11 protein-coding genes are annotated in these 14,511 nt (G+C 61.6%); 9 read left to right on the plus strand and 2 right to left on the minus strand.

Annotated features, from left to right (window positions below):
• Positions 1-19 precede the first annotated feature (19 nt).
• The 7 genes from ACLBW8_RS25110 to ACLBW8_RS25140 all read left to right on the plus strand — a co-directional run bounded on the left by ACLBW8_RS25110 (position 20) and on the right by ACLBW8_RS25140 (position 8,018).
• The gene (locus tag ACLBW8_RS25110) at positions 20-1,360 is read left to right on the plus strand and encodes an MFS transporter (RefSeq protein WP_064450873.1); all 1,341 of its coding nucleotides are present in this window, start codon (positions 20-22) and stop codon (positions 1,358-1,360) included.
• A 10-nt stretch (positions 1,361-1,370) separates the two neighbouring features.
• Positions 1,371-2,132, plus strand: coding sequence for an SDR family NAD(P)-dependent oxidoreductase (locus ACLBW8_RS25115; RefSeq protein WP_064450874.1), 762 nt, complete (start codon positions 1,371-1,373; stop codon positions 2,130-2,132).
• Positions 2,133-2,271: 139 nt separating this feature from the next.
• Complete coding sequence (locus tag ACLBW8_RS25120) at positions 2,272-3,021, plus strand: SDR family NAD(P)-dependent oxidoreductase (protein WP_447806560.1); 750 nt, start codon at positions 2,272-2,274, stop codon at positions 3,019-3,021.
• A gap of 13 nt (positions 3,022-3,034) precedes the next feature.
• Positions 3,035-3,331, plus strand: coding sequence for a hypothetical protein (locus tag ACLBW8_RS25125; RefSeq protein WP_221294028.1), 297 nt, complete (start codon positions 3,035-3,037; stop codon positions 3,329-3,331).
• Complete coding sequence (locus ACLBW8_RS25130; protein WP_447806561.1) at positions 3,328-4,302, plus strand: CobW family GTP-binding protein; 975 nt, start codon at positions 3,328-3,330, stop codon at positions 4,300-4,302. The genes ACLBW8_RS25125 and ACLBW8_RS25130 overlap by 4 nt, the downstream gene beginning before the upstream one ends.
• Entirely contained in the window at positions 4,299-5,474 is a 1,176-nt protein-coding gene (locus ACLBW8_RS25135; RefSeq protein WP_447806562.1) for an ABC transporter substrate-binding protein, read from the plus strand. Before ACLBW8_RS25130 ends, ACLBW8_RS25135 begins: the two co-directional genes overlap by 4 nt.
• A 207-nt stretch (positions 5,475-5,681) precedes the next feature.
• A complete protein-coding gene (locus ACLBW8_RS25140; protein WP_447806563.1) occupies positions 5,682-8,018 on the plus strand; it encodes a putative bifunctional diguanylate cyclase/phosphodiesterase in 2,337 nt (778 codons plus the stop codon).
• A 190-nt stretch (positions 8,019-8,208) separates the two neighbouring features.
• On the opposite strand, the gene ACLBW8_RS25145 is transcribed toward ACLBW8_RS25140, so the two are convergent.
• On the minus strand, positions 8,209-10,626 hold the full coding sequence (locus ACLBW8_RS25145; RefSeq protein WP_064450879.1) for a glucose/quinate/shikimate family membrane-bound PQQ-dependent dehydrogenase: 2,418 nt from the start codon (positions 10,624-10,626) through the stop codon (positions 8,209-8,211).
• A 439-nt stretch (positions 10,627-11,065) separates the two neighbouring features.
• Positions 11,066-13,084: a TonB-dependent receptor gene (locus ACLBW8_RS25150; protein ID WP_447806564.1), complete on the minus strand. Its 2,019-nt coding sequence runs from the start codon at positions 13,082-13,084 to the stop codon at positions 11,066-11,068.
• Positions 13,085-13,298: 214 nt separating this feature from the next.
• Here ACLBW8_RS25150 and ACLBW8_RS25155 point away from each other — a divergent pair, with 214 nt between their 5' ends.
• Both ACLBW8_RS25155 and ACLBW8_RS25160 read left to right on the plus strand, forming a co-directional pair.
• Positions 13,299-13,532, plus strand: a complete 234-nt coding sequence (locus ACLBW8_RS25155) for a VF530 family protein (RefSeq protein WP_043048686.1) — start codon at positions 13,299-13,301, stop codon at positions 13,530-13,532.
• A gap of 4 nt (positions 13,533-13,536) precedes the next feature.
• A complete protein-coding gene (locus tag ACLBW8_RS25160; RefSeq protein WP_447806565.1) occupies positions 13,537-14,163 on the plus strand; it encodes a Pr6Pr family membrane protein in 627 nt (208 codons plus the stop codon).
• Positions 14,164-14,511 lie beyond the last annotated feature (348 nt).

Raw genomic sequence — 14,511 nt, forward strand, 5'->3', positions numbered from 1 at the left:
CACCCTCGAGGCGCGATTTATGTCCATCTACAACAAGCTTGACCTGACTGGCTGGAAACCCCGGCAATTGACGTCCCGGGAAGTGCGCTTCGCCACCTGGATCGCGTTTTTCGCCTGGGTGTTTGCGGTGTATGACTTCATCCTGTTCGGCACCTTGCTGCCGGAGATCGGCCGGCACTTTGGCTGGGGTGAAGTGGAGCAAGCTGAAATCGCGACCTGGGTGGCGGTGGGCACGGCGGTGGTCGCCTTTGCCATTGGCCCCGTCGTCGATAAGTTGGGGCGGCGCAAAGGCATTATTTTCACCGTGGCCGGTTCTGCGCTGTGCTCGGCACTGACCGCGATTGGCGGGGCGTGGGGCAAGTCGCCGCTGATTCTGATCCGTTCGTTGGGTGGCTTGGGGTATGCCGAGGAAACCGTCAACGCCACGTATCTGAGCGAGCTGTATGGCGCCTCGGAAGATCCGCGACTGACCAAGCGCCGTGGCTTTATCTACAGCCTGGTGCAGGGCGGCTGGCCGGTCGGTGCGTTGATCGCTGCTGGTTTGACCGCGCTGTTGCTGCCGATCATCGGCTGGCAGGGTTGCTTCATCTTTGCCGCGATCCCGGCCATCGTGATTGCGATCATGGCGCGCAAGCTCAAGGAGAGCCCACAGTTCCAGATTCACCAACGCATCAGCGAGCTGCGTAAAAGCGGCGCGGTGACCGAAGCGCAAAACGTCGCCGTGACCTACGGCGTGGACTATGACGAGCACAGCAAAGCCGGCCTCAAAGCTGCGTTCCGTGGCCCGGCTCGCCGCGCAACCCTGGTAATCGGCGCTGCGCTGTTGCTCAACTGGGCGGCGATCCAGGTGTTCAGCGTGCTCGGCACATCGGTGATCGTCAGCGTGCACCACGTCTCGTTCGAGAACTCGCTGATCATCCTCGTGCTCTCCAACCTGGTGGGTTACTGCGGCTACCTGACTCACGGCTGGATGGGCGACAAGATCGGCCGTCGCAACGTGATCGGCCTGGGTTGGATGCTCGGCGGCCTGGCCTTTGCCGGGATGCTGTTTGGCCCAAGCAATATGCCGACGGTGGTCGGGCTGTACAGCCTGGGCCTGTTCTTTCTGATCGGGCCGTACTCGGCGGCGCTGTTTTTCATCAGCGAAAGTTTCCCCACCAGCATCCGCGCCACCGGTGGCGCGATCATCCATGCCATGGGCCCGATTGGCGCGGTCGTCGCAGGCTTTGGCGCCACCCAGGTGTTGTCCGCCGGCAGTGATTGGCAGACTGCCGCGCTGTGGTTCGGTGCGCTGCCGTGCTTCTTGTCCGGCGCCCTGATGTTTGCCGCACGCCATGTGCGTCCGGAAACCGTTCAGTAAGGAGTTTCAGATGAGCCGTAAAGTTGCCCTGATTACCGGTGCCGCCAGCGGCATCGGCCAAGCCCTGGCTGTGGCCTATGCACGTAACGGCGTAGCGGTGGTGGGCGGGTATTACCCGGCCGACCCGCATGACCCGCACACCACCGTAGCGCTGGTGCAACAGGCTGGCGGCGAATGCCTGATGCTGGCGCTGGACGTGGGCGATACCGCCTCGGTAGACGCCCTGGCCGAGCAAGCCGTGCAGCATTTCGGGCGCCTGGATTACGCGGTGGCCAATGCCGGTCTGTTGCGTCGCGCGCCCTTGCTGGAGATGACCGACGCGTTGTGGAACGAGATGCTCAATGTCGACCTGACGGGGGTGATGCGCACCTTCCGTGCGGCGAGCCGGCACATGACAGAAGGCGGTGCGCTGGTGGCGATTTCGTCGATTGCCGGTGGCGTTTATGGTTGGCAGGAGCACAGCCATTACGCGGCGGCGAAGGCGGGCGTGCCGGGGTTGTGCCGTTCGCTGGCGGTGGAGTTGGCGCCGCTGGGGATTCGTTGCAACGCGGTGATACCCGGGTTGATCGAGACGCCGCAGTCGTTGGACGCGAAGAATTCGTTGGGGCCGGAAGGGTTGGCCAAGGCCGCGCGGGCAATTCCGTTGGGTCGGGTAGGGCGGGCAGATGAAGTGGCGTCATTGGTGCAATTTTTGACCAGTGAGGCATCGAGTTATTTGACCGGGCAGAGCATCGTTATCGACGGCGGCTTGACCGTGCGCTGGCCCGACTGACTGGACTGGGTCTGAAAATGTGGGAGCGGGCTTGCTCGCGAAGACGGTGGGTCAGTAACAGATGCATCGACTGACACGACGCATTCGCGAGCAAGCCCGCTCCCACATTGGATCTATATTGACCTAAGGAGATTTTTGTATGCCACAACTCACCAACCGACGCGCCGTGATTACCGGCGCCGGCAGTGGCATCGGTGCCGCCATCGCCCGTGCCTACGCCGCCGAAGGCGCGCGGCTGCTGTTGGCCGACCGCAACGCCGCCAGCCTCGCCGAAACCGCCATTACCTGCCGCAACCTCGGCGCCGAGGTCTTCGAATGCCTGGCTGACGTCGGCACCGTCGAAGGTGCCCAGGCCAGTGTCGACCGCTGCGTCGAACACTTCGGCGGCATCGATATTCTGGTCAACAACGCCGGCATGCTGACCCAGGCGCGCTGCGTCGACCTGTCCATCGAAACGTGGAACGACATGCTGCGCGTCGACCTCACCAGCGTGTTCATCGCCAGCCAGCGCGCATTGCCGCACATGCTTGCGCAGCGCTGGGGCCGCATCATCAATGTCGCCTCGCAACTGGGTATCAAGGGCGGTGCCGAACTGACCCACTATGCCGCCGCCAAGGCCGGGGTGATCGGCTTTACCAAGTCCCTGGCGCTGGAAGTGGCCAAGGACAATGTGCTGGTCAACGCTATCGCGCCCGGCCCGATTGAAACGCCGCTGGTGGGCGGCATCAGCGACGACTGGAAACGCGCCAAGGCCGCCGAGTTGCCCTTGGGCCGCTTCGGCCTGGCCGACGAAGTCGCGCCCACCGCCGTGCTGCTGGCCAGTGAGCCTGGCGGCAATCTGTTCGTCGGCCAGACCCTGGGCCCGAACTCCGGCGATGTCATGCCATGAGTGAGGTGTAGCCATGTGCGGACTTTGTGGATTGCTCGGTGAAGACCTGCACTGGAGCGACCCTTTGGGCGATGAGCTGCCAAGACGCCGTGAACGCCTGCGCCGCATCGCGGCGATCAATCAGGTGCTGGCGGTGTTCCGGCTCAAGGTCGAAGACTTTCAGGGCGCTTCTTACCTGCTGATGGGCGCCACTGGCAAGCAAGCGTTGGCGAGTGGTCTGGACCCACTCTGGCAGGCGGCAGAAAGCATGCTTGGCCGCCCGCTGGACCCGCTTGACCCACGCTTGCTTGATCACCTGGAGTTGTCATGAGCATTGCCCTCAACGTCATCACCGGCTTCCTCGGCAGTGGCAAAACCACGTTGCTCACGCGACTGTTACAAGGCGAAAGCCTCGGCGACACGGCGCTGTTGATCAACGAGTTCGGCGATGTCGGCATTGACCATCTGCTAGTGGAGGAGGTCGCACCGGACACGGTGTTGCTGCCCAGCGGCTGCGTGTGCTGCTCGATTCGTGGCGAGTTGAAAGATGCGCTGGTGGGCTTGTTGCAACGTCGTGAGCGCGGTGAAATCCCGGCGTTCAAACGCGTGATCCTGGAAACCACCGGCCTTGCCGACCCGGCGCCGATCCTCGCCACCTTGAACAACGATGTGCAACTGCGCGGACGCTTTCACATTGGCCTGGTGATTACCCTGGTCGACGCCAGCCACGCCGAGCTTCAGGAGCGCCTGCACCCGGAATGGCTGGCCCAGGTTGCTGCGGCCGATCGGCTGTTGCTCAGCAAGACGGACCTCGCCGGCGACTGTGATTCACTGCGCACGCATTTGCAGGCGCTGAATGCCGGCACACCGATCCTCAATACCCAGGATATTCACAGCGGCGACCAACTGCTGCTTGGCGAAGGTTTGCGCAGCGCCGAGCCTGCCGTTGAAGTCAGCCGCTGGCAATTGCATCAAACCACCACAGCGACCCACGGCGCCGCGCAAGTGTGCTGCCTGACTTTCGAACAGCCGCTGGACTGGGTCGGCTTCGGGGTCTGGTTGTCGATGCTGCTAAGATGCCACGGCGAACGAATCCTTCGCGTCAAAGGACTGCTTAACGTGAACGCAAGCTCGGCCCCCATCGTCATTCATGGCGTGCAGCACTGCCTGCATGCCCCGGTCCACTTGCCTGCGTGGCCAGGCACCGACCGCCAATCACGGCTGGTATTTATCCTGCGCGGCCTCGACCCGGCGCTGCTACGCCGCTCCTTTGACGTGTTCTCGCGGCGGTTCGCAGCATGATCACCTTGCGTGTCCTCGGTACGTCCGTGACCTTGCTCGAATGCCTGCGCGTGCGCGCCGAACAGGAACTGGGCATTCGCCTGGTCTACCAGGTGCACGATGTGGCACAGGCCCAACGCATCGCGGTGATGCAGCCCGAGAGCTACGACCTGTACGACCAATGGTTTCACAACGTTGACTTTGTGTGGCCGGCGCGGGCGATCCAGCCGATCGACACGCGGCGTATCGCGCTGTGGCACGAGATCAATGACTTGCCCAAGCGCGGTCGGCTGTCGGCCAATGATCGCCTGGGCAGCGGCAGCGTGCCCAGTGAACGCCTGTTCGTGCAGCACGACGGCAGCCTCGACAGCTCCGTGACCGAGCGCATCAGCATGCTGCCGCTGACCCACAATGCTGACAGTTTTGCCTATCGTCCCGAGCGTTTGCCTGAAGGCTTCAGCCACGGCAATGAAAGCTGGGGCTGGCTGCTCGACCCGGCCTGGCGCGCGCGCACCGCGCTGCAAAGTGACGCGGCCATCGGCGCGCTGGATGCCGCATTGGCGGTGCAGGGCGCGGGGCTGGCGCAGTTCAAGGACGTCGGCAATATGAGCATCGAGGAGATCGATGTGCTGGCCGATATTCTGGTGCGCAAGCAGAAGGAAGGGCACTTTGCGGCATTCTGGTCGGACGATGAGGAGGCGGCGCAGTTGATGCTCAGCCCGAGTATCGATATCCAGAGCCTGTGGTCGCCGACCTTGATGCGCCTGCACCGGGCCGGTGTGAAGTATCGGTTGGCGGTGCCTCGCGAAGGCTATCGCGCCTGGTTTGGTGGCTTGTCGTTGTCGCGCCATGCCCAGGGGCCGGTGCTGGATGCGGCGTATGCCTACCTGAATTGGTGGTTGTCCGGCTGGCCAGGGGCGGTAATGGCGCGCCAGGGTTACTACATCGGCAACCCCGCGCGCACGCGCGATCATTTGAGCCGTGCCGAGTGGGATTACTGGTACGCCGGCAAGCCCGCGCGCGAAGAGTTACCGGGCAGCGATGGCTTGCCGTTGATCGACATCGGTGAAGTACGGGATGGCGGCTCGTATGAGCAACGCATGGGGCACATCGCGGTGTGGAACTCGGTGATGGATGAGCATAACTATCTGGTGCGCCGGTGGGGGGACTTCATGCGCGCCCGCAGCGCTTAGTTCAGCTAATGCCTGGCTGTCAATAATGTGACGCAACAGTTCCAGTGTTTGTTAGGTGTACTTATCCCAAGTCCCAGCTAATCTGCTTAAACCAAATATTCAATAAAAATGGATATTTTTTTGACGCCGAACCAGCCGCCGCCAGGGATGCGTATGACAAATGAACGCAGTGGCACAGAGAGGCGAATGCTGCCGGAGGGCACGGCAATGCAGTGGCGCCACACATTCCAGACCCGCATTGCCGGGGTGTTGGCGCTATTGCTACTGGTGGTCGTGGCCGCTACTTACTTCGCGGTCAAGGTCGCCACCACCCGTGCGGTGGAAAACCAGGCCCAAGTGCAACTCACTGCCGGCATCCAGGTGTTCGAGCGCTTGCTGGACCTGCGCGGGCGCCGCCTGCAATACGGGCTGGACTGGCTCACCGTCGATGGCCCGTTCAAGCAAGCGGTGATTGAAGGCAAGGCCGAATCGATTCGGGCTGCGCTGCGTCGGCATGGCCCCGGCATCCACTCAACGGAAGTGTTTGTGTTGGGCCTGGATGGCACGGTGATCGTCAGCACCTTGCCTGAACTGACGGGCGGCCAACCGTTTCCTTATGTCGAGGCATTGCGTCATGCGCGACGCAGTGGCTTGCAAATGCTCATCGTTGCCATGGACGGCCAGCCCTATTTGCTGGTGCAGGATGAAGTGCTCGACCCGCTGCCGATTGCCCGCGTGGTCATGGGCTTTCCCATGGACAAGCTGTTCGCCAACGAACTGCGTTCCATGAGCAACCTAGAGCTGTCGTTCCTCGGCGTGCAGGACGGCCGCGTCGGCCAGTTGTTCAGTACCCAGCCTGAGGCCTACCAGGCTGCGATCATCCATACACTGCACGAGGCGCCCCTGACCCCTGAAGCCCGGATCAATCTGTTTTATGGGCAACGGGTGCTCAGCCAGGTACTGCCGCTGGCCAATACCGGCGATGGCGACGAGGTGCGCGTGTTGCTGCAAAGCCCGCTGGACCATGCGCTGGAATCCTTTGCGCCGCTGGACCAGCAGTTTATGGGGATCGCCCTGGCGGTGTTGCTCGTGTCGCTGGCGGGCGCGTTGTTCCTGGCGCGACGTGTGTCACGCCCGCTCAACGCCCTGGTGCAAGCGGCGGAACGGATTGGTGCCGGTGACTACCACACGCCGGTGCAGGTGCGCAGCCACGACGAGTTCGGCGTGTTGGCCCGTGCATTCAACGCCATGCAAAGCGGAATCGCCGTGCGCGAGCGCCAATTGGCCCACAACGCCCTGCATGACCCGCTCACTGGGTTGCCCAATCGCGCCCTGGCCATGGAGCGCCTGGGCAGCGCTATCAGTGCACGGCGGCCGGTGGTGTTGGTGTACCTGGGGATTGAAAACTACCGGGTGATCAACGAAGGCTTCGGCCCACAGGGCGTCGAAGAAATGCTGCGCGAAGCCAGCCGGTGCCTGTCTATGAGCCTGCTGCCCAGCGACACCGCGGCGCGCATCGCCGGCAGTGAATTTTTGCTGTTGCTGGAAAACACTGAGATCGACTGCGCCGTGGCGCGTGCCGACCGCCTCTATGGGCTGCTCACTGAACCCCAGCGTATCGGCAATGATGAAGTGCGCCATGAAGTGAGCATCGGCATCGCGGCTTACCCCGCCGACGGCCAGCAGGTGGAAGAACTGATCAGCCGTGCGGCCATTGCCCGGCATGATGCGGCGAGCTTGCCCGGGTACTTGCAGGTCTACCAACTGGACCGCGACCTGGCCCATCTGCGCCAGATCACGCTGATTCGCGACTTGCGCCGCGCAGTGGTCGAGGGCGAGTTGTTCCTCTGTTATCAGCCCAAACTCGATCTGGTTGATGGTCATGTGCGTCAGGCGGAAGCCCTGCTGCGCTGGCAGCATCCGACCCTTGGCCAGGTGTCACCCACCGAATTCATTCCCCTGGCCGAGCGCACCGGCAGCATGGGGGCCTTGACCCTGTGGGCGATCGAGGAGGCTATTCGCCAAATGGCCGAATGGGCGCAACGTGGTTTGCACCTGCAACTGTCGGTGAATATTTCGGTGGATGACCTGGCGGATGATGACCTGGCTATTCGCGTCACCGCCTTGTTGATGCACTACAACGTATCGGCCGAGCACTTGATTTTCGAAATCACTGAAAGCGCGATCATGCACAACCCGCAACAGGCCCTCAGCGTACTGGAGCAACTGCGCGGCTGCGGCATCAGCCTGTCGGTGGATGACTTCGGCACGGGCTATTCGTCGCTGGCGCAATTGCAGCGTTTGCCGGTGCAGGAGTTGAAGATCGACCAATCCTTCATCCGCAACCTCGACAGCACCAGCGGTGATGGCGTGATCGTGCGATCGACCATCGAAATGAGCCACAACCTGGGGCTCAAGGTGGTGGCGGAAGGGGTGGAGTTCGAGCCCAGCCTGAAGCTGCTCAAACAGTGGAAGTGCGACACCGCACAGGGTTACTTGATCAGCCGGCCGTTGAATGCCATGGCATTTGAAATGTGGATGCTGCGTGAGCGTGTTGCCTTGTAAATCCGATCTTCTGAACACCACCTGAACCCTGTGGGAGGGGGCTTGCTCCCGAAAGCGGTGTGTCAGTGGAAGCATCGACAACGGGTACACCGCCATCGGGAACAAGCCCCTTCCCACAGGTCGCCCGCGGCAGGCACAAAAAAGGCGGCTACCCATCAGGTAGCCGCCTTGGTTTTACCACCGGTAATGCTTAATCCGGCAGTTTGAACGCCATCACATAGTCACCCTGCTTGGTGCCCAGCGAGCCGTGACCGCCGGCCATGACCAGCACGTACTGCTTGCCGTCCTTGCCGGTGTAGGTCATCGGTGTGGTTTGCGCGCCTGCAGGCAGGCGACCTTCCCACAGTTGCTTGCCGTTTTTCACGTCATAGGCACGCAGGTACTGGTCGAGGGTGCCGCTGAGGAAGGACACGCCACCGGCGGTGGTGAATGTACCGCCCAGGCTAGGCACGCCCATGGTCAGCGGGATTGGAACCGGCGAGCTGTCGCGCACGGTGCCGTTCTTGTGCATCCAGATGGTTTTGTGGGTGGTCAGGTCGACCGCTGCCACATAACCCCACGCCGGCGCCTGGCACGGCAGGCCCAGAGGCGACAGCAGTGCTTCGAGGATCACGCCGTACGGCGCGCCTTTGTTTGGCTGTACGCCTTGGGTTTCGCTGACGCGAGGGCCTTGCTTGGCGATGTCGGCAGCCGGGATCAGTTTCGATTTGAACGCCATGTAGCTCGGGTTCACGAAAGCAATCTGACGTACCGGGTCAACCGAAATGCCGCCCCAGTCGAACACGCCGAAGTTACCCGGATAAACGATCGAGCCTTGCAGCGATGGCGGCGTGAACGGGCCGTCGTAGCGCATGGATTTGAAATCGATCCGGCACAGCATCTGGTCAAACGGGGTCACGCCCCACATGTCGCGTTCTTTCAACGGCGGCGGCATGAAGTTCAGGTCGGACTTCGGTTGGGTCGGGGAGGTGTGATCGCCGGCCACTGCGCCTTGCGGTACAGGGACTTCATTGATCGGCACCACGGGTTTGCCGTTGCTGCGGTCCAGCACGTAGATGCTGCCTTGCTTGGTCGAAGCCATGACTGCTTGCTTGACGCCGTCAGCGGTCTTGATGTCGATCAGGCTAGGCTGGCCGCCCACGTCCATGTCCCACAGGTCGTGGTGAGTGAACTGGAAGGTCCACTTCACATGGCCGCTGTCGATGTCCAGAGCGGTCAGGCCGGCGCTGTATTTCTCGGAGTCCGCAGTACGGTCGCCGCCATATTGGTCGGGCATCTGGTTGCCCATTGGCAGGTACAGCATGCCGAGTTTTTCATCGACGCTGAACATGGACCACATGTTCGGCGAGTTGCGGGTGTAGGTCTTGCCCTCGGCCAACGGGGTGGTGTCGTCCGGGTTGCCGCTGTCCCAGTTCCACACCAGCTTGCCGGTGTGTACGTCGAACGCGCGGATTACGCCGCTAGGCTCGTCGGTGGAAACGTTGTCGGTCACGTGACCGCCGATCACGACCAGGTTCTTGGTCACGGCCGGTGGCGAAGTGGAGTAGTAACCGCCTGGGGCGAAGCTGCCGATATTGGCACGCAGGTCGACCTGGCCTTTGTCACCGAAGTCTTCGCACATCTTGCCGGTGTCGGCGTTCAGGGCGATCAGACGGGTATCGGCAGTCGGTACGAAAATGCGTTTCGGGCAGACGGCGCTGACAGGCGCGGCGCTGGCGCTGCCGGTAGGGCTCTGCTCGGAGGCGTACACAGCGTCGTCGTGATACGACACGCCACGGCAGGTCATGTGCGCCCAACCTTTGAAGTTCGCGGCACCTTCGGTGCTGATCTTCGGGTCGAAACGCCAGATTTCTTTGCCGGTGTCCGGGTCCAGGGCAATCACCTGGCTGTGCGGCGTACACACGTAGAGCATGCCGTTGACTTTCAGCGGGGTGTTTTCTGCGGTGGTTTCACCGGGATCGCCTGGGCCAGGGATGTCGCCGGTGCGATAGGTCCACGCCGGTACGAGCTTGTGGGCGTTTTCCGGGGTGATCTGCGCCAGGGGCGAGTAGCGATCACCGAAAGCGGAACGGCCATAGGAGTTCCAGTCGCCATCGGCCTGGGTCGGTGCGGCGCTGGCCATGCCAGGCACAGCGTCACGGTCCAGTTGACCGGTCTTGACCATTTCACCCGGGTTGGTGAATTGGCTGGCGAGGGCGGCAGCGCCGGCCAGCACCACGGCCACGCTCAGTGCGCCAGTGCCCAGTGGCGCGGGTTGACCACGCAGCAACGGACGGCGAAACCACGGCAGCAGCAAGACGATGCCCAGCGCGAACAGCAGGGCCAGACGCGGCACCAGCTGCCACCAATCCAGGCCGACTTCCCACAGTGCCCACACGGTACTGGCGAACAGCACCAGTGCGTACAGGCCCAGCGCAGCGCGGCGGGTAGCCAGCAGCAAAACGCCGGTGAGGGCGATGCCGATACCGGCCAGCAGGTAGTACAGTGACCCGCCGAGCATGCTCAGCTTGACGCCGCCGGCCAGCAAGGCCAGCCCCATGATCAGCAGCAAGACGCCTAGCAGCCTGGGCAGCAGGCGGCTTGGGCTTGAAGCACCATCAGTGCTCATAGTGTGTTTCTCCGTGACGTTGGAATTATGTAACCCCGTGCTTCACTGTAGATGACGATTCGGCGCGGGCTTGGTTCAGCGTTATTTTTGGTATTTCTGGGGACAGGGGGCTTATCCACAGGCGGGCGATTTATCCCCAGGCGCAGGTCGGTTTAAGACAGCGCTGTCTTGGAAGAAGGAAGATTTCGGCAAGATGGGGTCGACCGCAGAAGTGAAACGTTTCAGTTTATTGTCGACAAGGATAAAGCGCGGATGCGCCAAGAGAAAGCGCAAAACGCAAGATGCATCATTTCAGATTTGGTAACAGTGACTAAGTGTCGCTGCAAAACAAATGTGGGAGGGGGCTTGCTCCCGATAGCAGTGGGTCAGCCATGAATAGGTCGACTGACACACTGTCATCGGGAGCAAGCCCCCTCCCACAGGGGATTTTCGGTGTTTTTTAGAAGGTCGTACGCACACCAAATTGCACACTTCTGCCCGGCGCCGGCGCGATATCGCGCAGGATCGAGCTGGCGTAGCGCACGGTCTGGTTGGTCAGGTTTTCGCCATTGACGAACGCCAGCCACTGGCTGCCACCGACATTGAAGCGATAACCCGCGCTTGCGCCCAGCGTGGTGTAGCCATCGGTGCCGCTTTCGTTATTCGGCACACGCCCTTGGCCCGCCGCGTGTTCCACGTCGATCCGCGCTTGCCAGCGGTCCAGTTCCCACAGCAAACCGCTGTTCAAGCGCAGGGGCGCGATGCGTGGCAAGGCTTCACCCGTATCGAGGTTGGTGGCGCGGGTGTAATCCCCCGACAGCTCCAAGGCGAATTTGCCGTAGGCGCCTTCGCCAATTTTCCAGTGATCCTGGGCCTCGAAGCCGGCGAAACGTGCCCGTACGCCGGAGTATGTGTACTCAGGAATACCACCTGCGTCTTCTTCACCTTCATCGTTGAGCGTACGACCTGTGCCCAACAAACCGATGTAATTGGAGAAGCGGCTATAAAACACGCCAAAGCTGCCCTTGTGGGTGCCGTTGTCAAAGCGCAGCGCGAGGTCGCTGGACACGGCTTTTTCTTTCTTCAGGTTGGCGTCGCCCAACTCGTAAGTGCCGGTAGCGACGTGGGCGCCGTTGGCATACAGCTCGTAGAAGGTCGGCGCGCGTTCGGTGTAGCCCAAGGTTGCGGCCAGCGACCAGATCGGCGTGAGGGTGTAGACCGCGCCGGAGGACAGGCTGCCGGCGGTGAAGTCCTTGGATTTGTCGGCGCCGGCAAAGCGCGCATTGCCCTTGGCGTTCGGGTCGATGTTCGTGTGTTCCAGGCGCCCGCCGAGGCTGAGTTTGAGGCGCTCGGTGGCCTGCATTTCTTCGAGGATAAACAACGCGCCGGCGTTGGTATCGGTCTGTGGCACAAAGGCTTCTTCGCCGAGTGCCGAAAACTCGTTACGGGTCACTTGTGCGCCCACCACGCCATCGAACGGGCCCAGCGGTTGGTGGCGGGCTTCAACGCGCGCCTCATAACCCTTGTTCTTGAAGATCGTGCCGGTTTCGCCGCCTTCGATTTCGCGGTGCTCGTAGTCGGTGTAGCCCGCGTCGAGTTTTACCGAGGTAAACGGACCTTGCAGGTTGCGGATCTCGGACGCAAAGGCGTAGTGATCCTGCTTCATGCGGATGCGCACGTCCTGTTCGGCGGGTGAGCCGTAGTTGGCGTCGTAGTTGCTGTAGGACAGCCCGGCATAACCGTCGTCCCAGGTGTAGGAACCGCCCACGGCGCCGCCGTCCTGGCGCCCGTCGCTGTTGCCCAGGCGGCTATTCTTGCCGGGGCCGTCTTCGGTTTGCGGGGCATGGCGGCTGCGGGCAAACCCTGGGATCTTGAGGTCGTTGAATGCCCGCGCATTGGCGTCCAGATGCAGGGCGAAGGTGCCGTTGCCGGCTTCCAGTTTGCCGGCGCTGCTGCGGGTAGTGTCGGCGCCGCCATAGCGCAATTCACCCGCACCGTGAATGCCTTCGATGGCTTCGGTGGGGATGCGGTTATCGAACGTGTTGACCACGCCGCCAATCGCGCTGCCGCCATACAACAGCGCGGCCGGGCCACGCACGATTTCAATACGCTCGACGTTGACCGGGTCCAACGGCACCGCATGGTCGTAGGACAGCGACGACGCATCCAGCGCGCCCACGCCGTTGCGCAGAATGCGAATGCGGTCGCCATCCTGGCCTCGAATGATCGGCCGGCTGGCGCCCGGGCCAAAGTACGACGACGACACACCTGGCTGCTTGTTCAGGGTCTCGCCGAGGCTGCCTTTTTGTTGCAGCGTCAGGTCATCGCCTTCCAGCACGGTGGTGGGCGAGGCGAGTTGTTCGCTGCCCAGCGGGTTGCCGGTAATGACTTGGGGTTGCAGCTCAAGGGCGTGGGTTTCAGAGCAGATCAGCAGGGCGGCGGCAAGCGGGGTCAAGCGCCACAGAGAGGAGAGGGACATCGAACATTCCTTGGTAAAACGGCACAAAAAAGAGAAGGCTTAAAACGGTATCGAAAGCGTTACTTTTGATAACTATGGTTACAATATAACATCTCTTTTTTGGCTGAAAAGGGGAACTTTTCCTCAGGGTCTATATTCAATGCGGTGCTTCCACCTGTACGCCCCGTCGGCTAAGGTGCGCGGCTGTGTTTCCTCTTTTTGCAAAAGGCCCGGCATGACCGCGACAAGCAACGACCCGCTCCACGGCGTGACTCTGCAGCACGTCCTCACCACCCTGGTGGAACATTACGAATGGAGCGGCTTGGCCGAACGTATTGATATCCGCTGCTTCAAGAGCGACCCGAGCATTAAGTCGAGCCTGACGTTCCTGCGCAAAACCCCGTGGGCGCGGGAGAAAGTCGAAAGCTTGTACGTCAAGCTGATGCGCACCAAACGCCCGCTGGACTGAGCCGATGAAGTGCTTTGCCGCGGTTGCGGCGCTGGCTGGTTGGGCGGGGCTGGCGATTCAGCAATACCTTATTTTCTATTCACGCTGGGACGCCGGCGCCAGCCTGTTGGGCGGGCTGATCAACTTTTTCAGTTTCTTCACCGTGCTCACCAATACCTTGGTCGTGGTGGTGTTGAGCTATGCGCTGGTCAGTCGGGATTCAGCCGCGAAGCGGTTTTTCCTGGCACCCAACGTCAGTAGTGGGATTGCTGCGAGCATCGTCGTGGTGAGCCTGGCGTACAACCTGCTGCTGCGGCATTTGTGGAGCCCCGCAGGCTTTCAATTTATCGCCGACGAATTGCTGCACGATGTGATGCCGGTGCTGTTTTTAATCTACTGGTGGCGATATGTGCCCAAGGGCACGTTGCGCCTCAAACACATTGCCGGGTGGGTGATCTACCCGCTGGTGTACTTCGCTTATGTGCTATTGCGCGGGCATTTGCTCGGGCAATATCAGTACCCGTTCATTGATGTGGACAGCCTCGGTTATCCACAAGTGTTTGCGAATGCCGGGGGGATTCTGGCGGGGTTCATCGTGATTGCAGTGGCGGTGGTGGGGTTGGATAAATGCCTGAAGTCGCCGACGAACTAATGTGGGAGCAACTGTCTTCACCCACCATCCGTCACCGCCATTCATTGCCGTCGCGCAGCATAGGTATCTACGCAACTCTTTGTGTCGCTTTAAGTCTGTGGGGGGGTAGATTGAGTACATATCCGTTGCTGCGGTAACGGCTGCTTAGGGTTCCGCCCTTACGGCGGGTCACTTTTTTACAAAACGCCTAAAAAAGTAACCAAAAAACGCTTTGCCCCACCACTCGGTGCCTCGCCCAGGCTCGGCATGTCCTCACTCCGGCTTGAATCCGTGGGCCGCCGCAATGGGCCATCCTTGGCCCAGTGCGGCTAACCCGGCGTCCTGCCGGGTTACCCACGGATTCAAGCC

The sequence above is a fragment of the Pseudomonas sp. M5A4_2d genome, from assembly GCF_053345295.1.

Coding starts and splice junctions, on each gene's coding strand:
- ACLBW8_RS25130 (WP_447806561.1), top strand. CDS start 3,328: ATGAGCATTGCCCTCAACGTCATCACCGGCTTCCTCGGCAGTGGCAAA.
- ACLBW8_RS25110 (WP_064450873.1), top strand. CDS start 20: ATGTCCATCTACAACAAGCTTGACCTGACTGGCTGGAAACCCCGGCAA.
- ACLBW8_RS25140 (WP_447806563.1), top strand. CDS start 5,682: ATGCAGTGGCGCCACACATTCCAGACCCGCATTGCCGGGGTGTTGGCG.
- ACLBW8_RS25120 (WP_447806560.1), top strand. CDS start 2,272: ATGCCACAACTCACCAACCGACGCGCCGTGATTACCGGCGCCGGCAGT.
- ACLBW8_RS25115 (WP_064450874.1), top strand. CDS start 1,371: ATGAGCCGTAAAGTTGCCCTGATTACCGGTGCCGCCAGCGGCATCGGC.
- ACLBW8_RS25125 (WP_221294028.1), top strand. CDS start 3,035: ATGTGCGGACTTTGTGGATTGCTCGGTGAAGACCTGCACTGGAGCGAC.
- ACLBW8_RS25160 (WP_447806565.1), top strand. CDS start 13,537: ATGAAGTGCTTTGCCGCGGTTGCGGCGCTGGCTGGTTGGGCGGGGCTG.
- ACLBW8_RS25150 (WP_447806564.1), bottom strand. CDS start 13,084: ATGTCCCTCTCCTCTCTGTGGCGCTTGACCCCGCTTGCCGCCGCCCTG.
- ACLBW8_RS25145 (WP_064450879.1), bottom strand. CDS start 10,626: ATGAGCACTGATGGTGCTTCAAGCCCAAGCCGCCTGCTGCCCAGGCTG.
- ACLBW8_RS25155 (WP_043048686.1), top strand. CDS start 13,299: ATGACCGCGACAAGCAACGACCCGCTCCACGGCGTGACTCTGCAGCAC.
- ACLBW8_RS25135 (WP_447806562.1), top strand. CDS start 4,299: ATGATCACCTTGCGTGTCCTCGGTACGTCCGTGACCTTGCTCGAATGC.